Source organism: Lutispora sp. QWL-02 (assembly GCF_058315355.1).
The window spans coordinates 2,424,629-2,445,680 of record NZ_CM177762.1 but is presented as its reverse complement, the minus strand read 5'-3'; the positions used below and the strand labels follow the sequence as shown (position 1 = coordinate 2,445,680).

Sequence of the window (21,052 nt, the reverse complement as noted above, 5' to 3'; positions counted from 1 at the left end):
TACCATTAGAGTATACGTGAGGAAATTTACAGTTATGTTAGATATGATATTGAAATTTAAGAATAAAGCTGTCAGCATTTCCGACAGCGATCATTATAATGAATCTTCCGTGTTGATACCGATATTGGAACGCGAAAATGATCTATGCCTTCTGTACGAGATTCGGTCAGAAAGCTTGAAAAATCAACCTAATGAAATATGCTTTCCCGGTGGGCGGATTGAAAAAGGCGAATCTAAAGAAAATGCAGCCATCAGAGAAACTGCGGAAGAGCTGTTGATAGCGCCTGAAAGCATTGAGGTCATTGGGGCTTCCGATATACTTGTTACACCTTTCAATACTATAATATATCCTTACATAGGAACAGTGAAAGATTATAAAGGCACCTTTAACGACGAAGTAAAGGAAGTATTTACTGTACCTTTGTCATTTTTCTTGTCCAATGATCCATTTTGCCATTACATGGATGTCAATATGCAGCCCAAAGATGATTTCCCTTATGACCTAATACAAAAAGGAAAGGACTACAAATGGGCAAAGGGCAGGTATCCTGTATATTTCTATATCTTTGGCGATAGAGTAATTTGGGGTATAACTGCAAGGATTACTTATGATTTTATTAAAAACATCCGCTGAATAATAAAACCTCTCTGCTGGAAATGCAAAGAGGTTTTATTATTATTTTTTAAGCCTATAGCCGGATATCCTGTTTACCATAAGTGCAATAGCGCCGTCCCCGGTTACATTGCAGGCTGTGCCAAAGCTATCCTGGGCCAAGTACAGCGCAATCATCAAAGCCAACAGGGTCGAATTAAACCCAAGCATGGATTCGAGAAGCCCCAAGGCAGCCATGACAGCGCCTCCAGGTACACCGGGTGCAGCTACCATTGTAATACCCAGCATCAATATAAATGGAAACATATTTACAAGATTTATGGGAATTCCATTTAGCATCATTACCGCCATAGCGCAGCTTACTAAAGTGATAGTGCTTCCCGATAAATGAATCGTAGCGCAAAGGGGTATTACAAAGTCAGCTATCCCGTCTTGAATGCCGTTTTTCTTGGCCTGTTCAAGAGTTACAGGTATAGTCGCCGCAGAAGACTGGGTTCCTATGGCTGTAAAATATGCAGGCAGCATATTCTTTAACAACCTTATGGGATTTCCCCCTGCCAAAGTACCCCCAATGATATATTGAAATATCAATATCACTATATGAAGGATTATTATCATCGCAAAAACTTTGGCGAAAACTGACATTATCGTTGCAACTTGACCAGCATGAGTCATATTAGCAAATATACCCAATATATGAACGGGTAAAAGAGGTATTATTATATTTGATATCAGCTTCTCAATTATTTGTTGGAATTCACTCATGAACTTTTTTATTGTATCTCCTTTAATGACTGAAATTCCAAGACCAATCGTAAAAGCAATCAAAAGTGCAGTCATAACTCCGAAGATCGGCGGCATATCCACTGAGAAAAATCCCGGTACCAAGGCCTCTTCAGGATTTGCAGCATTTACAACAAGACTTCCGGGCTTTAAAAACATCGGAAGAACTGCTGAGGATGTAAAATAAGCTGCCATACCGGAAATTATTGTAGAAACATAGGCTATCCCTGCAGTTATTGCTAAAAGCTTACCCGCTCCGGCACCCAAATCTCCTATTCCAGGAGCTACAAATCCAATGATTATCAATGGAATCGCAAAGCCAAGAAAATTGCCGAAAATTCCATTGAAGGTTGCCAGCACTTGTATCACCCATTTAGGCGCAATACTGCCTATTAATATACCGATTGCTATTGCAATTATTAATCTAGGCAACAATCCAAATTTTTTCATTAGTTATCCTCCTTGTCAAATTTTGCGTTTGGCTATCAACGCTTGCCTGCAACATTATATATAATATTGGTTTAATAGTCTATCGGATTTTACTGCAATATTTTACTTTTATTGTTTTCTTAATTTTATGGCATTTCAATAAGTATTCGTATTCTGAATGCCAAAAATATTTACGCATATAGCTTACTCAATATCAGCTTGCAAAATTCATCTATATTATTAATCTATTTACTGCAGATATTTCCCTTGCATACATTTCACAAAATAAATCGTCATCTTGTTCGCCTAATATATATTACTTATTTTTTATCCCATAAATAAAACTTACCTTCCTCACCCTCATCTTTTGTTATTATGCACCAAGTTCTTCTGCTTCCGGCCTTGATAAAGCCTCAATAATGCTTTTCGGAAAATCCAATGCCTTGTCTCTGTCTTTGCTTTAACAAATGCATCTTCGCTCCAAGGATACCAATTCATGGGATTATAAGCGTTCTGCAATAAATAAGGCGTAATCTATTGGGTTTTCTATTATTGGCCACTAAAAGCCACTTCCTTGTATTTAAAATGCTTCCCAGTTTATTATTTTCTTATATATCCATGATATTCTATATCAGTAGAGTTAAATATTGTATAATAATTTAGTAATGATACAGTAAATGAAGAAATCAGACTGCAAAATCCGGCATCAAATGTCGAGTGGACTAATTCTAAAAAAGATATGATTGAACCAGGAGGGGAAAAAATGGATTGGGTTAAACAGCTTAATGAGGCGATAAACTACATAGAGGAAAATCTTGCAGGTGAAATATCCTATGATACTATTTCAAAGATTGCTCAATGTTCTATTTATAATTTTCAAAGAATGTTTTCATATATTGCCGATAAGCCATTATCTGAATATATTAGGAGTAGACGTTTGACATTGGCAGCTTTTGAAGTTATTCCGCAGATATGGGCAATGAATCATAGTATCTCTATTTCAAAGCTCTCCAAAACTGCGTCTGTATTTTGTTCTATAAAATCGATTACATTCTGAATACAGCTGTTGGAATGCTTGCTGCTATTGCTTACGCAAGCTATTCCTATAACAATCGACTGGTGCATGTCCAGATTTTCTATTTCTGCAATAGATACGTTAAATCTATGCCGCACTTTATCTATGATGCTTTTTACCACCATTCTTTTTTCTTTAAGCGAATGCACCCAGCCGGCATATAAATAGATCCTGCCTGAAGCAATAATCATTTTCTCACCTTCATATCATGCTTTATTAAGCATATTCTTATTTAACTTTTTGATATATATACTATTATAGTATAATATGCTGCAGATAGTATGAACATAGAGGATAATGTGAATATTCGAAGCAAGCGGAAAAGAAAGAGAAGCAGCAGATGAAGAACTATTTCATGCTTGCTGCTGCTTTTATATAATCTTCCAAGCTGCTTAATGCAATATTATTATATTTGCTTAAATAGCTTGCCAGGCTTTCGGAGGCCTTTCCCTTAACATTCCATCTATATGCCGAAATGCTGAAGTTGATTTTATTATAGTAGGTTTTATAAACCTGCCCTATATCCATACCTTTGGTTTTCTTGCCGATAAGCTCTACTTTATCGCCCATATTTTCTTTTAAGGCCAGCGCAAACATCTCTGTATTGCATGCGCTTCCTTCATCCAACAGCAAAAATATTTTCTTAAAGCCATAGGAAAAATCATCAGAGCTGTAATAGTGCCTTGAATTTGAAGATTCTATAGCAGCTATTTCCAAGCCGCCCGAAAGTAAGTCATCAGCAATCTCTATGGCTTCAGTATAATAACCCAAATGATTATCCCTCAAATCCAATATCAGGTATTCTATTCCCTCCATTTTTTCCACAGCCTTGAAAAACTTCTTTTCTGCATTCTCCCCAAAGCTTGAAAGCTTTACATAGCCAGTCTTTTCATCAATTTTTTTGCTTTGTATCTCATTTTTTTTATATAATGAGTACTTAATCTTCCCTCTCATCAGATCGGCGTAGCTGAAATTAGTATAATTATCCCCGGATAGCTGCCTTGAAAGCTTAATAAGCGTATCAATTTTTTGTTTGGATGTAAAAGGCGGCTTCAAAATATTATTTTTTAGTTCAATGTATTCTTTATTAAAAAATACTTCATTATATAAATAATTTTTTTCAAAGTCTCTGATTATATTTTTTGCATCCGAGTAACTGACAAAACCGAAATAATTCAGTAATGAAAACTTATAGATCACAAAAAATACCAGGACTGTAAATATGAAAAGCATTGGCCGCCTTTTCTTAGGCGCCGTAATCTCATTTTCAACAATTGTTTTATCCCTCAAATGTTTCACCTTCCGCTGATAAATATCCCCACATTAATTATTTGCCTATTTACCATATATTAATCAAAATTTTTAAAGCAGCATCATTAACAGTATTCTAAAGTCCAAAAGGAATATATGCCTCCCCTTGAACTTCAGAATACTTTTCCGCGAGCCTGGCACCGCTTATATCAATAAGCGGCGATTAGCTATCGGATAATGATGCCGCCTTAAGAACAGAATATATTACCTCCCAAACCACCGGCTTCTCAAAGCCTTTTCTCCAGGAGGCAACCCCGGCCAAGTTATATTCATTGGCAAGCTGCGCTTTGAGCCTTATTGAATTCTCATCTTCCAGCCATATCTTATACAAAGCACCATCTTTTTTGAACTCTGCATAGTATTGCCCGCTCTTTTCATCCCATATTTTAGATGCCTGATTATCTTTTATTACTTTTTCTCCAGTCTCCATGGATACAGCCTGGGAAGTCACCACCGTCTTTCCATCCACATATGCTTCCTTCCAAAGCCTTGTATAGAATGGCACTGCCAATATGAGCTTATTTTGAGGAACCTCTTCAATAACTTTCTTCAAGCTGCTTTCAACCCAGCTCAGCTGGGCTACAGAGCCGCTTACAGGACTTCCTTCCCAATGCTGGTCATAGGCCATAAGTATCATATAATCTGCATGCTTGGCCAAACCTTTTCTATCATAGCATGTAGACCAGCTGGAATATTGGTTGATGGTAGTGACATCGACAGAAGTAATCAACCCTTTTGCCTTTGCTTTGGCTGATAATTCTTTAATAAATAAAGTATAATTATCTCTGTCTGATGTACGCATATTTTCAAAATCCATATTTATGCCGTCGGCATTATACTTGATGCTATATTCAACAATAGAGTCCGCAAGCCTTGATCTTTTATCCGCATCTCCCAGTATCTTTCCTGTCAAATCCGGATCAAAATCATTTCCGAAAAGGGGCCAAACCTTATAACCATTTTCATGGGCCCATTTTGTGTAATTTATATCTCCCTTGTCCATGATATCCCCTGATTCATTCTGAAGCACAAACCAGGTAGGAGACAGAATATTTAAACCGGCTATCTTTTTCTCACCAGTCATATCCGGTGTTTTGCTATATACATACTGCCAGGTCAAATTCACTTTTTCGTCTTTCTGCTTGCTTATAAGATTGCAATCAAGGGACGAATCAAAAACTACCAAGTGCCCGTCTCGCTTTGTCACGCTGAGATTCTTTCTCATATTGTATTCACTTTTCTTAAAGGCTCCGCTTTCTACAGAAAGCACATAATCTATTTCAAGGGTATATTTGTATAAGGAGCTTTGCAAAACGTAAACTTTCATTTCGCTTATACTTCTTCTTACATTTGTATTGGTCTTCTTTAAATTCAAGATCACCTCTGTGCGCTTTTGATTCAATGCTTTTTCTTTGCCGATTGAATATTCAAAAGCCCCCGTCAATTCAACATCGGCTTCGTTTGCTGCTGATATCAAGCTTGTCTCATATTTTTGCACAAAATCATAAAGCCCGCTTTCTTCCGTCTGGGATTTTAAATGAATAAGCCTGTATATCATTGCGGCAGCTTCTGCTCTGGTAGCACTGCCTTTAGGTGAGAAAGTTCCGTCAGGCAAACCATTTATTATTCCGGCTGATGATATTTTATCAATGCTGGTTTTGTTAACATGATCGTCTTTTACATCACTGAAGCTCATAGGCTTGTCCGCTTTATAACCGCTTGGAAGTGTTCCGGATATTATTACAGCCATTTCTTCTCTGGTTATTACCTTATCCGGATATAGTTTTGTTCCGGTAAAGCCGTCCAACAATCCGTAAGCTTTTGCATTGTTAATGTAATTGTAAGACCAGTGGGTTGCAGGAACATCCGCATAGTTAGAGTATTTCGCGGAGTCTTCATGCAGATCCATGACCCTTGCGATCATAGTTATAAATTCTGATCTTGTTATTGTCTTATTGGGTTTCATTGTATTATCAACAAAGCCCTTTAATATCTCCATATAGCTTAATTCTGACATATAGTTTCCTGCCCAGTGCCCTTTAACATCCTTGTATGAAATCTCGGGCACTTGGGGTTGAAACAGTTCATTGCTTAGTTTTTCCGAGCTTATTTCAGTGTATGTACCGACTTCTGCAGCTGCATTTGACAATACCGGTATAGCAGCGATGGAAAGTATAAGCAAGATTATAAGCATAGAATTACATAAGCCTTTTTTGGTATACATTTTTTGCCTCCTTCAAGTTATATATACAATATATTATAGCATTATGTAAACTATTTTTTAATGGTATTATTCCCCATTCTAAATTATTATGCTATCTTGAAGGCTATCATTATTTATGCTGCAATTTACGTTCTTATAGTAATCAATATAATCCAAGCCTGCTATGCCTAATTGTATTGCCACCTCTTCAATCATATAAATGCATAGTATATCCAGAATCTGTCCATTGAGGATCTGATTTTCAATCTCGGTAAGATAGTATGAGTTTTGCTTTTTAATATACAGGCCAATATTAAACCTCTTATTGTAGGAAAGCCCTATTCTGTAATACAATAGAGGATCTAATTCCACATTGCACAGCCAATCTGTAAAAAAGTCCATAAAAATTTTATGTAATTCTTTGAAGAGCTCATCCTTTTTATCCTTGGCCAAGCTTTTCAATTTATAGTTTTTTGTTGTATTCTTTATAGGGGCTATGAACAAAGCGCATAATATCACAGGATAAAAATCCTTAGCTTCTGCCAAGAGCCTCTTATATTCTTTTGGATCTATTATCTTCTTTTCATTTATATAGCTCATAAGAGCTTCAATATTCTCAGACACATAGTAGCTGGTAAATATGCTTTTTAAGGTATATAGCACACCGCGCAAAATAATACTGTGTATTTCGGAGGAGCTCATTTCATCCGATGCAACCCGTAAATTGCTTTTTTCTTTTTTGGCCAACTCTACACCTCCCAAAAGCTCTCACAATAATTATTTCCATCAATTGGTTTATTATGCAGCAATTTCACCTATTCTCCGGTGCATATTTAAGTGGCATAATATATCTGCAATGCTAATATATAAATCTTGAAACTTTTAACTCCAAAATTAGTCTAATTAGACAAAGAAATAATTTGGAAGGGGATAAATATGAAAAAGATTTTATCACTAGTACTGGCTCTGACACTATTATTTACTAATATGCTGCCTGTTTTGGCTGAGGCATCTCAAAGCCAGACAAAGATTAGCCTGGAAAAAGCAATTGAAATCGCAAAAAATAGTTTTAATATAAATACAGAGGATTGTGATTTCAATCAAAGCTATTATGAAAACATGGAAGAGACAAAGCATTGGCAGCTCAACTGGAGCTCAAGAAAAAACAGCCATGGTATAAACATAAATGTGGATGCTGAAACCGGTGATGTTTTATACATGAATCAATGGAAGAACGAGTATGCAAATCCGTCAAAGCTGGCAAAATACAAAAAAGAAGAAGCACTTAAAACAGCTGAAGAGCTTGTCAAAAAGCTTCAGCCCGAAAAATACAAGGAGATGGCCCTTGTAGAGGACAGCTACAATGAATCCAGATATATTTATGATATCAATGCCTATAACTTCTATTTCAGAAGAAAAGTCAACAACTTGGATTTTGAAGGCAACGGAGTCAATGTGAGCGTGGATAAGAACACTCTTGAAATAAGCAACTATAATTTTAGCTGGAATAAAGAAGCTCTGCCTGATGCATCAAAGGCTATCAGCATAGAAAAAGCTAAAAAAAATTTCAATGAGAAGATCGGTATAGAATTAGCTTATATGATCAAATATGATCAGAAAGCAAAAAAGAATAATGCCAAATTGGTATATACCTTTAAGAATGGAAGCAGGCCGATAGATGCCATAACCGGCGAGGTGATCAACTACGGATATTATGACCCGCTATCTGACATGGGCGCATCCAATAATGAAATGATGGCAAAAGAAGCTGCCGTTTTGACTCCCGAAGAGATAAAAGAGGTTGAAAACACTAAAAAATTCATAACAAAGGATCAAGCCTTAGAAATAGCAAAAAAATATGTAAAAGTAGAGGATAAATATAAATTAGAAGCTGCTTCCCTCTACACAGATTATAACGGAACTAATGCCAGCTGGAGCTTCTCCTGGAATTATAACAATCCGGAGAAAAATGAGTATGCTTACATCAGTATTTCCATTGACGCAGTAACAAAAGAAGTCAGAAGCATATCTAAGTATGACAGCACTACAGATAATGCATCTAAAGATGGAAATCCCAAATATAGCTTAGATAAGTCTAAAGAAGCAGCAGAGAAATTCCTAAGCATGATAGCTCCGGAAAAATTTGCTCAGACTGAATATAGATCTGACATTTTTCGAAACAGCAATATCGGAAAGCCTGTAAACTATAACTTTAATTTCATAAGAAAGGTCAACGGCATATCTTGCCCGGGAAATAACCTAAATGTAACCGTCAATGCTTATACAGGCGAAATTACAAGCTTTTATAGCAATTGGATGGACTTAGAGTTTCCAAAAGCAGATGATATGCTATCCATAGATGCTGCATATGAAGCACTTTATAAGAATGTAGAATTCAAGTTAAAATATATTATCCATTACGATTATACTCTCAAATATCCAAATAACAGGGTCATAAAGCTGGTCTATGCCTTCGATGATTTTTCCGGCATGCTTGACCCAAAAACCGGAGCGCTGTTGGATTATAACGGCGAGGCTATAAAAGACAAACAAGAGATGATATTTACAGATATAAAAGGACATTGGGCCGAAAAAGATATTTTAGCATTGCTTGAGGCAAATATCATAGAAGCTGACAGCAAGGAATTTACACCGGATGAAAGGATCAAACAAAAGGATTTTATCAAAATCCTGATCAATTCCTTACAGCCCTATTATCAAGTGATGCCTTATGCGACAGGTTCATCCGCAGAAGATTACGATGAGTATTATAAGCAAGCCATAGCTAAAAAAATAATCGCTGAAAAAGAAAAAAACTTGGATGCTGAAGTAAGCAGGATTGAAGCTGCAAAAATGATAGTAAATGCAATGAACTTAGGTTATCTTGCTAAAAAATCCGATATTTTCGACCTAAATTACAAGGATAAAGATAAGATTTCCCAAGATAATAAAGGATTTGCTGCAATAGTATCCGGCCTCAATATCATGTCGGGTAAAGACGGAAGCTTTGCGCCGGAAGATAAACTCACTAAAGGAGAGACCGCAGCAACCATAGTAAACTTTCTTAAGGTTGAAAAATAAAATATAATTAAATGACAAATGCCGCAGATTTTAAATCTGTGGCATTAAATTTTGCGAGTAAACCTATAAGCCGGGTTCTGTCGTAGACGGTCATCTATCTCGATCTGCTGTTGCCAGCAGACTCTAGCGATCTTACCCGGAAGCGAGGCGGGCCGCCTCATCAACTTCCCTATTTGATCTTGCTCCAGATGGGGTTTACATAGCCGATTAGTCGCCTAATCGCTGGTGAGCTCTTACCTCACCTTTCCACCCTTACCTCTTTCGAGGCGGTATATCTCTGTTGCACTTTCCTTGAAGTCGCCTTCACCGGGTATTACCCGGCACCCTGCCCTGTGGAGCCCGGACTTTCCTCATGCACTCTACAGTGTGCACGCGACCATCCAGTTTACTCGTTTTTTCCTTTGCAGAAGTTAATTATATAATGTAAACGCGCCGGTGTCAAAGGTAATTTTTTATCCATCTTCTATTTATTTTTCTTATATATTAAAATTCTGCCGCAGTTTTGACATTTTAAAGCATTTCCTGTTTTTACAGACTCATAGTCCATAGCCGGAACTTCTACGCCGCAGCCGCTGCATTTTCTATTATCTATTTCCGAAATGGGATTTATTAGCTTTTCTTTCATTTTGATATATTCTTTATATATATCTTGATTTATATTCAGCTTTATATCTTCAATAAGTCCTTCAATATTATTCTTTTCACTTATTAAAAAATCTAACTCTTCCTCTTTGTTTGTTCTCATTGTTTCATATTTCTTTTTAATGAATACTATCTTTTTCTTGATGCTTAATATATCAAGTTCCGCTTCTTTTAAGTTTTTTTCTAAATTCTCCAGGTTGAGCGTTTCCAATTCCAGATTTTTCTCAACATCATCTATTTGCTTTTCTAATGTCTCAAGCTTTTTTACGCTGTTTATTTCCGGGGTATATATGAGCTTTTCATAATTAGTTTTGCTTAATTCCAGGCTTTTATAATGAGATTTTTTCTGAGCTATCTGCTTTTCTATTTCATTTTTTTTCTCACATAGCTTTATATATTCTTCCTTGAGCTTGGCATACTCTTTTTTTAACCTGTTTATTTGACCGTCATCGCTTATTTCAGATATTCTTGAAAGCAGCTTTTTATGATTATTTTCCTGATGCTGTAGTTCATATAGAAATTCTAGGCCCACAAGTCATCATCCCTTCATAATTAATTTGTACTTTCTTTAAGATTATTTAAATGATGAAAGCTTTTTATAATGCTTTTATTTCGCAAAAGCATCGTTTATATTATGGAAAGCCTTTTTTATAATGCTTTTATTTCGCAAAAGCATTATAAAAAAGGAATAGCAAAACTACTATTCCTAGAGATTCATGATTATATCAACATTTGATTTGGCTTCTATAATATTTACAGTATACCCATTGCTTGCAAGAGCAGATTTTAAATAATCGGAAACTGTTTTTATCATTATCTTTTCCGTACCAAAATGGCCTGCATCGATTACGCATATTCCTTCCTCCAGAGCCTCAACCAATTGATGGTATTGCATATCTCCCGTTATAAGGACATCTGCCCCTGAAAATTTAGCTGAGCGCATGAAACTATTGCCTGATCCATTTAACAGCGCTACTTTTTTTATCTTTGTGTCTGGTGAACCAGAATATCTTATGCTTTCTATATCCAAAGTCCTTTTTACAAAGGCAGCATATGAGGCTAATGTCACGCTATTTTCTAATTGACCGATTCTTCCTAAGCCATAGGTCTTGCCTTTATTTTTCATTTCAAAGACATCATAAGCCACTTCCTCATAGGGGTGGGCTTTAAGCATAGATTTTACAACATTATTAATAATCGCCTCAGGAACAACGGTTTCAACTCTGTATTCCCCAACTCTCTCCAGCTTCCCTATTTCACCGATAAAGGGATCCGCTTCCTCTCCGGGCTTAAAAGTGCCTATCCCCTTCACCCTAAAGCTGCAGCTGCTATACTTTCCTATATGGCCCGCTCCGGCCACGGACATCTGCTCCATAACCTTATCCTCGAAGCCTTCAGGAACAAAGACAACAATTTTATATAATTTTTCTTCAGAAATCGGCTTCATCACTTCTGTCTTTTCAAATCCTAATTGCTTTGCAAATATATCATTCAATCCGCCTTCAGATATGTCAAAATTAGTATGAGAGGAATAAACAGATATATTATTCTTTATTAATTTTATAATCTTCTCGCCGATTGCAGAATCTGTATTTATCTTCTTCAAAGGGCTAAATATGAGGGGGTGATGTGTGACGATCATATCTACATTATTTTCAATGGCTTCTTCAACAACCCAGACAGGTAAATCCAGGGAAATCATAATCTTATTTACACTGCTGCTGCCGTCACCGACGATGAGGCCCACATTATCCCAGTCCTCAGCAAGTTTCTTCGGTGCAATGGTATCCATAAGGCTTGCTACTGTTCCACATTTAAGCTGAGCCATGTTTTCGCCTCCTTATAGTGCATCAATTCCTTATTGCATTCCCCTATTCTTTCTTTGTTTTTAGGGGTATAGTTCTCCAAATGCTTTATGATTCCGCTATACTCACTAATCTTTTTATCTATGTACTCAAGCACGGCAGGAGAATTTTTATAGTAAAAAATCTCATTTATCATATCTATACTTTTTTCATCATAGCAATTTTGCTTATATCTCGTCCAAATAATCTCATAGAATTTATCGTTTTCTTTAACGATCTCACCATCAAATATTTCAAAGGAGTTCTGTATTAGCCATTTTATCAGAAGCCTGCTATCCCTCATCGGCTGAAGAATAAGCTCTGCGGCACTTCTTGCAATATCTATACCCTCGCTGAGTATATTCTGTATCAATATTCCTCCCATGCCTGCAATCACAATTATATCAGCTTCCTTATCCTTCAATGCAGACAAGCCGTCTCCTGTTCTGATTTCAATATATTGCTCCATCCCATATTTTTTAACTCTTTTCATGGATATTTCCGCAGGGCCTTTATTGATATCCGTGGCTATAGCTTTTTTAGCTTTATTATTATTTATCAAGTAAATGGGCAAATAAGCATGATCAGATCCGATATCGGCAACGACATCACATTCGTCAATGCTTTCTCCTATAGCAGCTAATCGTGGAGTTAAGTCCAATACATATCATCCTTTGCATTTAATCGCCTATATGATTATTATACTATACTTATCCAATATTCATAAGTGATTTTGATTTAAAAATTGAAATAAAAAAAACCGGGAAATCATCCAGGTTTTAATATGGTGGGCCTTCAGGGACTCGAACCCCGGACCAACCGGTTATGAGCCGGTTGCTCTAACCAACTGAGCTAAAGGCCCCAGTATGGCTCCTCAAGTTGGACTCGAACCAACGACCCTGCGGTTAACAGCCGCATGCTCTACCGACTGAGCTATTGAGGAAAGTAAACTGACAAATAATATTCTACTAACTTTATATGAAATTGTCAATAGTATATTGTAGAAATTTCTATTCTAAATAATCTTTTAGTTTCTTGCTTCTGCTGGGATGTCTTAATTTTCTCAAAGCTTTTGCTTCTATTTGACGTATTCTTTCTCTTGTTACATTGAATTCTTTTCCCACTTCCTCCAGGGTCCTTGCTCTGCCATCATCAAGCCCAAATCTAAGTCTAAGAACCTTTTCTTCTCTGGGGGTCAGCGTATCCAACACTTCCATCAGCTGCTCTTTAAGAAGCGTAAAAGCCGCTGCTTCAGCCGGAGCAGGAACATCATCATCTGGAATAAAATCACCCAGATGGCTGTCTTCTTCTTCGCCAATGGGAGTTTCCAGTGAAACAGGCTCCTGTGCAATTTTCATTATTTCTCTTACTTTGTCTTCAGACAGCCCCATTTCCTGAGCGATTTCCTCTGGCAGAGGATCTCTCCCGAGTTCTTGAAGAAGCTGTCTCGAAACTCTGATAAGCTTATTTATTGTTTCTACCATATGAACAGGTATCCTGATGGTTCTTGCCTGATCTGCTATAGCTCTTGTTATAGCCTGTCTAATCCACCATGTGGCATATGTGCTGAATTTAAAGCCCTTTACATAATCAAACTTCTCTACTGCTTTAATAAGACCAAGATTACCTTCTTGTATCAGATCTAAAAACAACATTCCTCTGCCCACATACCTTTTTGCAATACTAACTACAAGCCTCAGGTTTGCTTCGGTCAATTTTTTCTTGGCCTCAGCATCTCCTTCCTTCATTCTCTTCGCCAACTCGATCTCCTCATCCGGGCTAAGAAGAGGAACCTTTCCAATTTCTTTGAGATACATTCTCACAGGGTCATCTATGCTAATACCCTCAGGTACTGTAAGATCCAGTTCAACCGGTTCGGCTTCGTCATCTATGGGAGGTATGTCAATTTCAGCATCGATATTGCCTACAACATCTATACCCTTTGCTTCCAAATACTCATAAATCTTATCGATTTGTTCAGGCTCCATTTCCACTTCTTCTAATGTATCCATTATTTCTTTATAAGTGAGCATTCCATTCTTATTGCCCTTTTCAACCAATTCCTTTATATAATTCATTTTAGATTCATCATTCTTCAAAGTTATCCCCTCCCTTCCAGGAAACTATTTCTTCTTCTTTTGCAATTCCATGATTTCCTTGAATATCTCATTCGATTTATCCCTGTCCCCATTCTCATAATATTCATTCATCAACTTGGTCAATTCCCCAATCCTCTTGCGGATATGAGCTTGCAACAGCTTATCTATATATGAATCCATAAGTTCCAAATCATGGTTTGTTATCTCAATATTAAAAACCTCAGCGGCTTTTTTTCTGTCTTCTTCATTTTCCAAATGGATTATTATTTCTCCAGCTGATATCAATTTTCCTTCTTTTATTTTTAAATTTATTATCTCAATAATTCTTCTGTGAATAGGCAAATTAAAATAATCAGCGGTAATACGGCTAAATATATAATTTGCCTTATTTTCGTTCTGAATGCATATGTTGATCAGTTTTTTTTCTGCTATAATTTCTCCATTAATAGATCTTTTTAATTCTGCATTATTTACAACCACAGTCCTGTCTACTATATTATGCCTGTTATTTCCATTAGTATGCTTCTTTTTTAATGTATTTAATTCATCATAAACAGCCTCTTCACTTATCTGCATTTCTTTTGAGTACTTTTTAATATATGCATCGGTTTCAGCAGGACTGTCAATAGTCTGCATAACATTCGCCAGCTGCTTTATAAACCTTATCCTGTTTTCAATATTTTCCATATTTAAGCCATCTTTCAAGTTAAATATTTTGTAATCGATCAATGACATGCTGTTGTCAACCAGTTTTTTAAAGGATTCCAAGCCTTCTTTCCTAATATATTCATCCGGATCTTTTCCCTTGGGAAGCCGCAAAACTTTTACGGTGCAGCCTTCCTTTTCCAATATGGATAAGCCTCTCAAAGTTGCATTTTGACCTGCGGCATCTGAATCATAAGCAATAATTATTTCATTTGCAAACCTTTTGAGCAATCTTGCCTGATGCTCAGTAAATGCGGTCCCCAGGGATGCAACTGCATTATTGATGCCATATTGGTGCAGTGATATTGCATCCATGTATCCTTCTACAACAATGATGTTCCTTAAATCTCTTATGCCTTTGACAAGATTTAAACCATAAATATTGTACCCCTTATTATATATGGGAGTATCAGGGGAATTTAAATACTTTGGTTTGCTGTCGTCCAGCACCCTTCCTCCAAAAGCAATAACATTTCCCTTTAAATCTATGATTGGAAACATAACCCGGTTTCTAAACCTGTCATAATAGCCTTCGTTGTTATTCTTTTTAACCAGAAGTCCCGCAGAATATGCTGCTTCAAGTTTTAGACTCTTTGAGGACAAAAAGTTCTTCAAACTGTCCCAGTTATCCGGTGAAAAACCAAGACCAAATTTTTTTATAGTACCCATGCTCAAGCCTCGATTGGACAAGTATTTCATAGCTCTACTATCGCCGCCCAAATTATTATAAAAAAATCTGGCAGCTTCCTTATTTATCCTGAAAAGAAGCTGTTTTCTCTTAGCCTTTTCTAAATCCTCTTTATTTGTCTCATCACCTATTTTAATTCCTGCCTTTTCAGCCAAAAATTTTAAGGATTCCGGGTAGGTCATCCTTTCGATCTTTTGAATGAAAGTGCTTACATTTCCACCTTCTCCGCATCCAAAGCAGTAAAAAAGCTGCTTATCTTGAGAAACGCTAAAAGAGGGGGTTTTTTCAGAATGAAAAGGACATAAACCGATATAGTTTCTCCCCCTTTTTTTTAGATTCATGTATTGCGATATTATATCAACAATGTCATTTTTCTCAATTATCTCAGAAACCATTTCTTCTGAGAAAAACATAGCTTATACCACCTTTTTTAAATCATATGATCTTTATTAATCTTTCCAAAGAGCATAAAAACTCTTCATCGTCCTTTGCGCTTCGTTTAGCCGGGCCCTTAACACGCCCCCCGCTACGTAAAGATTTTAATGTTTCATGTCTTTTCGCTAATAATTCATCAATATTGTTGTCGTCAAACAGTTTGCCGTCAAAAGAAACGGCAAATGCTCCCTTTGACAATATTATTGCAGCAAGTCCATAATCCCCGGTTACTACTATATCCCCTTCTCTTGCTCTATTGATTATTGCCAGATCTGCAGACTGAGATACATTATCTACATATACCGGATTTAATCCATGCTTTTCATAGTAGTTAGAATAATGGCTTAAGCTGCATACGAATATAGCTTCAATATTGTATTTTTGAGATATTTCCAATATAATATCCTTAACGGGACATGCATCGGCATCGACTAATATTTTCATACTCCACCTATTTAGGACACTGAATTTATACTTATTCGATATAAAAGCCAAATATCCTTCAATTTTTATTAAAATGATCATTTAAATCTGCCATGCAGTAGGCAAGAAAATCGCTTTATATTTGTTTAATGCATATCTATCCGTCATGCCGGCAATATAATCACAGGTCAACCTATGAATGTCCTCGCCCGGCAGCTTCGTGCGCAAGTCCTGAGAAATTTCTTCAGGATTCGCAATAAAAAATTCATAAAGCTGTCTTATAATATACTGAACCTTTACTTCTTCGACCTTAGCTTTAGATCCAATATATACATGATCATACATGAAATCCCTCAATTGCTTTGTAGCCTCATCAACGCCTTCACTCATCCTGACATAAGGCTTATCCAGGCTCTCAACAATTATATCCGTGATCATTGTATTTATCCTGCTCTTATGATCGCTGCCTAAAACCTCCAGACATTGCTCAGGTATGTCCGCGGTGCTTAAAATATCTGCTCTTAAAGCATCGTCTATATCATGATTTATATATGCTATCCTATCCGAAAATTTAACTGCCATGCCTTCCAATGTACTGGGCAAATTATCTCCAGTATGGTTCAGTATCCCATCTCTGACTTCCCACGTCAGATTTAAACCTCTTTTATCTTCTAATATTTCTACAACTCTGAGGCTTTGTTCGTTATGCTTGAAACCCGATGGATGAATGCTGTCCAATACGGCTTCGCCTGCATGTCCGAAAGGAGTATGGCCTAAATCATGCCCTAAAGCAATGGCCTCTGTTAAATCTTCATTGAGCCTTAAAGCTCTTGCTATGGTTCTGGCTATTTGCGAGACCTCAAGGGTGTGAGTCAGCCTTGTCCTATAGTGATCTTTTTCCGGTGATATGAATACCTGAGTTTTGTGTTTAAGCCTTCTGAAGGCTTTAGAGTGAATTATCCTGTCTCTGTCTCTCTGAAAATCTGTCCTGATGTCGCACTTATCCTCCGACTTATCTCTTCCCCTGCTGTCTATACATGCCACCGCATAGGGTGAAAGAATCAGTTTTTCTATTTCTTCGGTTCTTTGCCTGATATTCATAGAAACAACTCCTAAAAATCAACAATATTCTTAGATCAGATTAAGCATACTATTTATATACTACAAAAAATTATATTTTCCTTTAATGATATGATTTAAAGATAAATAATATAAGCCATCGAAGTTATTATTCTCGATGGCTTTCATATTATTTCATATCTTACATTTCTACTATTAATGCAGTTCCCATTCCGCCGCCAATGCAGAGAGTAGCAAGGCCGTATTTAGAATTTCTCCTTTTCATCTCGTAAAGAAGAGTTGTTAAAATTCTGGCACCGCTTGCTCCTACAGGATGACCTAAAGCGACTGCACCGCCATTGACATTGGTTTTTTCCATATCGAGATTCAATTCTTTTGCCACTGCCAAAGACTGAGCTGCAAAAGCTTCATTTGCTTCAATAAGATCTATATCCTCTAATTTCAAATTAGCTTTCTTCAACGCAAGCAAGGTTGCGGGTACCGGACCTATACCCATTATGCTGGGGTCTACACCTGCTGAAGCATAGCTTACAACTTTTGCTAAAGGTTTGATTCCTAGCTCGTCAGCCTTTTCCTTAGACATGACAACAATCGCAGCAGCTCCGTCATTTATGCCTGAAGCATTGCCTGCTGTAACTGTACCGTCTTTTTTAAATGCCGGCCTTAGTTTGGCAAGAGACCCAGCGGTCACTCCAGCCCTTGGGAACTCATCAGTATCAACAACCACATCACCCTTTTTTGACGGTATGATGACCGGAACAATCTCATCTTTGAACTTACCTTCTTTTATTGCTGCTTCGGCTCGATTCTGACTTGTAGCTGAAAATTGATCCTGTTGCTCTCTGGTTATACCATATTTTTCTGCCAGGTTTTCAGCAGTCATTCCCATATGATAGTTATTGAATATATCTGTCAACGCATCATATACCATAGAATCTATTATTTCGCCATTGCCCATCCTATAACCTGTTCTGGCATTCTTGAGTAAATACGGTGCAGCACTCATATTCTCAGTTCCGCCGGCAACCACTATCTCCGATTCTCCTGATACAATCGCCTGTACCGCAAGCTGGACAGACCTCAGCCCCGAACCACAAATCATATTGATCGTCATTGCCGGCTTTTCTACTGGGATTCCCGACTTGACAGATACCTGTCTTGCTACGCCCTGGCCCAATCCGGCCTGAAGAATGCATCCAAGGATCGTCTGATCTACCATCTCAGGCTTTATGCCGGCTCTATTCAACGCTTCCTTCACAACAACAACACCTAAGTCAACAGCAGAAACACCGGATAAGCTGCCATTGAAATTACCTATCGCAGTTCTGGCAGCTGATGCAATCACAACTTCTCTCATTACACAAACCCTCCCGATTATTCTTATTCATAGATTTATTCAAGCAATAATGATGCCATATAATAGATTAGTGTGCAGATCATCGAATAAAATAGTATCAACATGCAATAAACGTGTAAATAAACAGTTTATCCAGCTTTTGTTAAATTTTTAACATCATTGAGATTCTGATTTAAACTCCGCTGAAATGCTTCATAAATAAAATATCGCCAATAAATCGGCGATATTTTATATTTAACAGCTTTTATACTTTAAAGCTGTTAAACTCCCTTTTAAGCTGAAGAGCCGCGCTATCAAGCTCATTGGACATAGCCAGAATCTCCTCCATGCTTGCCGTCTGGCTTTGCACGCTGGATGCTATTTCCTGTGCGGAAGCCGCCACCTGAGTTGAGATGACCGCTAAATCGCTCACCTTCTTTATAATTCTTTCCTTCTCCTCGGACAAAAGCTGAACAGATGCAGAAACCCCTCCCACCCGGTCAATGCTTTTATCTACAGTAGTTCTGATATTTTCATAGGCATCCACGGTTTCATCGATTGCCTTCTTTTCTATTATTATCTGTTCTGATATTGTGCGTGTATTGTCCACCACCTTCAAAGTATTGGACGTAACATTGCCGATAAGGCCGTTGATGGTATTTGAATAATTCATGACCTGCCCCGCCAATTTTTTTATTTCTTCTGCGACAACAGCAAAACCACGGCCCGCTTCTCCGGCTCTTGCCGATTCGATGGAAGCATTAAGTGCAAGCATGTTGGTTTGATTGGCCACACTGTTGATTATATCCGTTATTTCGTTAATCTTCCCTACATCTTCATTAAGAAGAAGTATCTCTCCTATAGCTCCTTCAAAGGACAGCCGCATTTGCTCCACCATATCCACCAGCTGCTGCATGCTGCGGTATTCTTCTTCCACGGTCTCCTTGATCATCCTGCTGCCTGCCAATACTTCGGTGGTTTCCCTAAGCATATCGTCAAAACGTTCTCCAAAATTGTCTAAAGCCTGAGTAATATAATGAATATCACCATTCTGCTCAATAATGCTTTCTGAAACGGTCTCAATATTTTGTGTAACAGTTATGCCGCTGGCTGCAATTTCTTCACTGGCCTCATTTATGGAGCTTGATACATTATATAGCTTGTCCCCTATTGTTTTCATAGACAGAATCGTATTCCTCAAGGTGTTTACCGAATGGTTCATAGCATTCGTAAGCCTTTTAATCTCATCCCTGGTTGTGCTGCGGAACTCCACAGTGAAGTCTCCTTTAGAAAAACTGTCAAGCTTATCTACTACGCTGACAATTGGCTTGGTAAGGGATCGCGCGAATAATGCTCCCAGCAGAATTGCCACAAACAGAATCCCCAGAGAAAAAACTACTATATTTATAATAGTATTATTGATCCGTTGATTCAGGGGCTTTAGGGAAATACCTACATTAACACTGCCGGCTCCCATAAAATCAGCTTCAAAAGGAATGGATACATTCAGCACCGGCACTCCCTTATCAGTCCTTGAAACAATAGCGTTAGTGGCGGAGGTCAGAGCATCAATTCCGCCTTTCGCAGGCTTTGTTCCAGTAGCTGAAGAGGTTGCTTCAGGAGAAGTATCCCCTGAAGCAGTTGCTCCGGTAATTGCATCTGTTCCACCGGCACTCCCATAATCAGAGGAAGCAACAACATTATACCGGCTATCTGAAAGGGAAATATAAAGCAGATTGCCATTGCTCGCTTGCTTTAATCCAAAAAATTGCTCAGATATCCGATTAAGGTCCGTAAGCTTACGTTCCAAAAGCTCTTCACGTATAAAAGCAGCCATGGCTCTGCCGTCATTTTCCATCTGCTGCATCACCGTTTCTCTGACCTCATATATGGCAATACCCGTAAAAAGAAAAGAACTTATCAGAACGATTCCTGTAAAAATGCTCAAAATTTTTTTGAATAAAGAATTGAACACATATAATCCTCCCCCGTATGCTTTTATTCCAGCCAAACTGTATATAGATTTAAGCCTTATTAAAAACCAATTTCATTTATTATAGACCAGTTTCGTTATTAATGAAAGCAAAAGATTGTTAACAAATAATTAATTTTTATAATATATATCTAAGCTTTTCTATGTTAATCTCTTCTTAAGTATCTTCCGTGAAACCTTTGTGATAAGGCATATTTTATTATCCTACTTCGTACTATCTTTTAAATATGACGGCATAAGAATGACGTCAATAGGACCAAATGATTGACGCCATGAAATTTTTTTCTTTCTAAATTTATATTATTTTTGTCC

Annotated in this window: 17 protein-coding genes, 2 tRNA genes, 1 other RNA gene and 1 pseudogene; 3 read left to right on the top strand and 18 right to left on the bottom strand. The window is 37.4% G+C overall.

Annotation, left to right across the window (positions count from 1 at the left end):
• Nucleotides 1-34 precede the first annotated feature (34 nt).
• The gene (locus AC4HCY_RS11405; RefSeq protein ID WP_491094296.1) at nt 35-634 is read left to right on the top strand and encodes an NUDIX hydrolase; all 600 of its coding nucleotides are present in this window, start codon (nt 35-37) and stop codon (nt 632-634) included.
• A gap of 42 nt (nt 635-676) precedes the next feature.
• On the opposite strand, the gene AC4HCY_RS11400 is transcribed toward AC4HCY_RS11405, so the two are convergent.
• Nucleotides 677-1,846: a dicarboxylate/amino acid:cation symporter gene (locus AC4HCY_RS11400; RefSeq protein WP_491094295.1), complete on the bottom strand. Its 1,170-nt coding sequence runs from the start codon at nt 1,844-1,846 to the stop codon at nt 677-679.
• Nucleotides 1,847-2,185: 339 nt separating this feature from the next.
• Nucleotides 2,186-2,323 carry a hypothetical protein gene (locus tag AC4HCY_RS11395; RefSeq protein WP_323430467.1) on the bottom strand — a complete coding sequence of 46 codons (138 nt, stop codon included), beginning with the start codon at nt 2,321-2,323 and terminating at the stop codon, nt 2,186-2,188.
• A 265-nt stretch (nt 2,324-2,588) separates the two neighbouring features.
• On the opposite strand from AC4HCY_RS11395, the pseudogene AC4HCY_RS11390 reads away from it, so the two are divergent.
• Nucleotides 2,589-2,789 (top strand): annotated as a pseudogene (locus AC4HCY_RS11390) (AraC family transcriptional regulator); the annotation flags it as partial.
• Between the two features lie 20 nt (nt 2,790-2,809).
• Here the strand turns inward: AC4HCY_RS11390 and AC4HCY_RS11385 are convergent.
• From AC4HCY_RS11385 to AC4HCY_RS11370, 4 genes are all read right to left on the bottom strand, one after another.
• On the bottom strand, nt 2,810-3,091 hold the full coding sequence (locus tag AC4HCY_RS11385; protein WP_323430468.1) for a DUF503 domain-containing protein: 282 nt from the start codon (nt 3,089-3,091) through the stop codon (nt 2,810-2,812).
• A gap of 157 nt (nt 3,092-3,248) precedes the next feature.
• Nucleotides 3,249-4,190 (bottom strand): S41 family peptidase, encoded by a 942-nt coding sequence (locus AC4HCY_RS11380; protein WP_323430469.1) that lies wholly within the window; start codon nt 4,188-4,190, stop codon nt 3,249-3,251.
• Between the two features lie 184 nt (nt 4,191-4,374).
• Nucleotides 4,375-6,435, bottom strand: a complete 2,061-nt coding sequence (locus AC4HCY_RS11375; RefSeq protein WP_491094294.1) for an S-layer homology domain-containing protein — start codon at nt 6,433-6,435, stop codon at nt 4,375-4,377.
• Between the two features lie 78 nt (nt 6,436-6,513).
• Nucleotides 6,514-7,161, bottom strand: a complete 648-nt coding sequence (locus AC4HCY_RS11370) for a hypothetical protein (protein WP_323430471.1) — start codon at nt 7,159-7,161, stop codon at nt 6,514-6,516.
• 189 nt (nt 7,162-7,350) lie between these two features.
• On the opposite strand from AC4HCY_RS11370, the gene AC4HCY_RS11365 reads away from it, so the two are divergent.
• The gene (locus AC4HCY_RS11365) at nt 7,351-9,495 is read left to right on the top strand and encodes a YcdB/YcdC domain-containing protein (protein WP_491094293.1); all 2,145 of its coding nucleotides are present in this window, start codon (nt 7,351-7,353) and stop codon (nt 9,493-9,495) included.
• Between the two features lie 50 nt (nt 9,496-9,545).
• On the opposite strand, the gene rnpB is transcribed toward AC4HCY_RS11365, so the two are convergent.
• From rnpB to AC4HCY_RS11305, 12 genes are all read right to left on the bottom strand, one after another.
• Nucleotides 9,546-9,887: RNase P RNA component class A (gene rnpB / locus AC4HCY_RS11360), an RNA gene on the bottom strand.
• A gap of 71 nt (nt 9,888-9,958) precedes the next feature.
• On the bottom strand, nt 9,959-10,669 hold the full coding sequence (locus tag AC4HCY_RS11355; protein WP_491094292.1) for a zinc ribbon domain-containing protein: 711 nt from the start codon (nt 10,667-10,669) through the stop codon (nt 9,959-9,961).
• A 174-nt stretch (nt 10,670-10,843) separates the two neighbouring features.
• Nucleotides 10,844-11,965: a Nif3-like dinuclear metal center hexameric protein gene (locus AC4HCY_RS11350; RefSeq protein ID WP_491094291.1), complete on the bottom strand. Its 1,122-nt coding sequence runs from the start codon at nt 11,963-11,965 to the stop codon at nt 10,844-10,846.
• Nucleotides 11,938-12,642 carry a tRNA (adenine(22)-N(1))-methyltransferase gene (locus AC4HCY_RS11345; protein ID WP_323430475.1) on the bottom strand — a complete coding sequence of 235 codons (705 nt, stop codon included), beginning with the start codon at nt 12,640-12,642 and terminating at the stop codon, nt 11,938-11,940. The genes AC4HCY_RS11350 and AC4HCY_RS11345 overlap by 28 nt, the downstream gene beginning before the upstream one ends.
• Before the next feature lie 124 nt (nt 12,643-12,766).
• Nucleotides 12,767-12,843, bottom strand: a tRNA-Ile gene (locus AC4HCY_RS11340).
• Between the two features lie 5 nt (nt 12,844-12,848).
• Nucleotides 12,849-12,924 (bottom strand) — tRNA-Asn (locus AC4HCY_RS11335).
• 67 nt (nt 12,925-12,991) lie between these two features.
• Complete coding sequence (gene rpoD, locus AC4HCY_RS11330; RefSeq protein WP_491096111.1) at nt 12,992-14,059, bottom strand: RNA polymerase sigma factor RpoD; 1,068 nt, start codon at nt 14,057-14,059, stop codon at nt 12,992-12,994.
• Nucleotides 14,060-14,104: 45 nt separating this feature from the next.
• Nucleotides 14,105-15,886: a DNA primase gene (gene dnaG / locus AC4HCY_RS11325; protein ID WP_323430477.1), complete on the bottom strand. Its 1,782-nt coding sequence runs from the start codon at nt 15,884-15,886 to the stop codon at nt 14,105-14,107.
• 22 nt (nt 15,887-15,908) lie between these two features.
• A complete protein-coding gene (locus AC4HCY_RS11320) occupies nt 15,909-16,352 on the bottom strand; it encodes a YaiI/YqxD family protein (RefSeq protein ID WP_323430478.1) in 444 nt (147 codons plus the stop codon).
• 81 nt (nt 16,353-16,433) lie between these two features.
• Nucleotides 16,434-17,432 (bottom strand): deoxyguanosinetriphosphate triphosphohydrolase, encoded by a 999-nt coding sequence (locus AC4HCY_RS11315; protein WP_323430479.1) that lies wholly within the window; start codon nt 17,430-17,432, stop codon nt 16,434-16,436.
• Between the two features lie 160 nt (nt 17,433-17,592).
• Nucleotides 17,593-18,768 carry an acetyl-CoA C-acetyltransferase gene (locus AC4HCY_RS11310; RefSeq protein WP_323430480.1) on the bottom strand — a complete coding sequence of 392 codons (1,176 nt, stop codon included), beginning with the start codon at nt 18,766-18,768 and terminating at the stop codon, nt 17,593-17,595.
• A gap of 244 nt (nt 18,769-19,012) precedes the next feature.
• The gene (locus AC4HCY_RS11305; RefSeq protein WP_491094290.1) at nt 19,013-20,722 is read right to left on the bottom strand and encodes a methyl-accepting chemotaxis protein; all 1,710 of its coding nucleotides are present in this window, start codon (nt 20,720-20,722) and stop codon (nt 19,013-19,015) included.
• Between the last annotated feature and the right edge of the window lie 330 nt (nt 20,723-21,052).

Bases quoted from the DNA above. Each gene is read 5' to 3' on its own strand.
- AC4HCY_RS11375 (WP_491094294.1), bottom strand. From the start codon at position 6,435: ATGTATACCAAAAAAGGCTTATGTAATTCTATGCTTATAATCTTGCTT.
- AC4HCY_RS11365 (WP_491094293.1), top strand. From the start codon at position 7,351: ATGAAAAAGATTTTATCACTAGTACTGGCTCTGACACTATTATTTACT.
- AC4HCY_RS11320 (WP_323430478.1), bottom strand. From the start codon at position 16,352: ATGAAAATATTAGTCGATGCCGATGCATGTCCCGTTAAGGATATTATA.
- AC4HCY_RS11405 (WP_491094296.1), top strand. From the start codon at position 35: ATGTTAGATATGATATTGAAATTTAAGAATAAAGCTGTCAGCATTTCC.
- dnaG (WP_323430477.1), bottom strand. From the start codon at position 15,886: ATGTTTTTCTCAGAAGAAATGGTTTCTGAGATAATTGAGAAAAATGAC.
- AC4HCY_RS11385 (WP_323430468.1), bottom strand. From the start codon at position 3,091: ATGATTATTGCTTCAGGCAGGATCTATTTATATGCCGGCTGGGTGCAT.
- AC4HCY_RS11310 (WP_323430480.1), bottom strand. From the start codon at position 18,768: ATGAGAGAAGTTGTGATTGCATCAGCTGCCAGAACTGCGATAGGTAAT.
- rpoD (WP_491096111.1), bottom strand. From the start codon at position 14,059: ATGAATTATATAAAGGAATTGGTTGAAAAGGGCAATAAGAATGGAATG.
- AC4HCY_RS11315 (WP_323430479.1), bottom strand. From the start codon at position 17,432: ATGAATATCAGGCAAAGAACCGAAGAAATAGAAAAACTGATTCTTTCA.
- AC4HCY_RS11395 (WP_323430467.1), bottom strand. From the start codon at position 2,323: ATGAATTGGTATCCTTGGAGCGAAGATGCATTTGTTAAAGCAAAGACA.
- AC4HCY_RS11400 (WP_491094295.1), bottom strand. From the start codon at position 1,846: ATGAAAAAATTTGGATTGTTGCCTAGATTAATAATTGCAATAGCAATC.
- AC4HCY_RS11350 (WP_491094291.1), bottom strand. From the start codon at position 11,965: ATGGCTCAGCTTAAATGTGGAACAGTAGCAAGCCTTATGGATACCATT.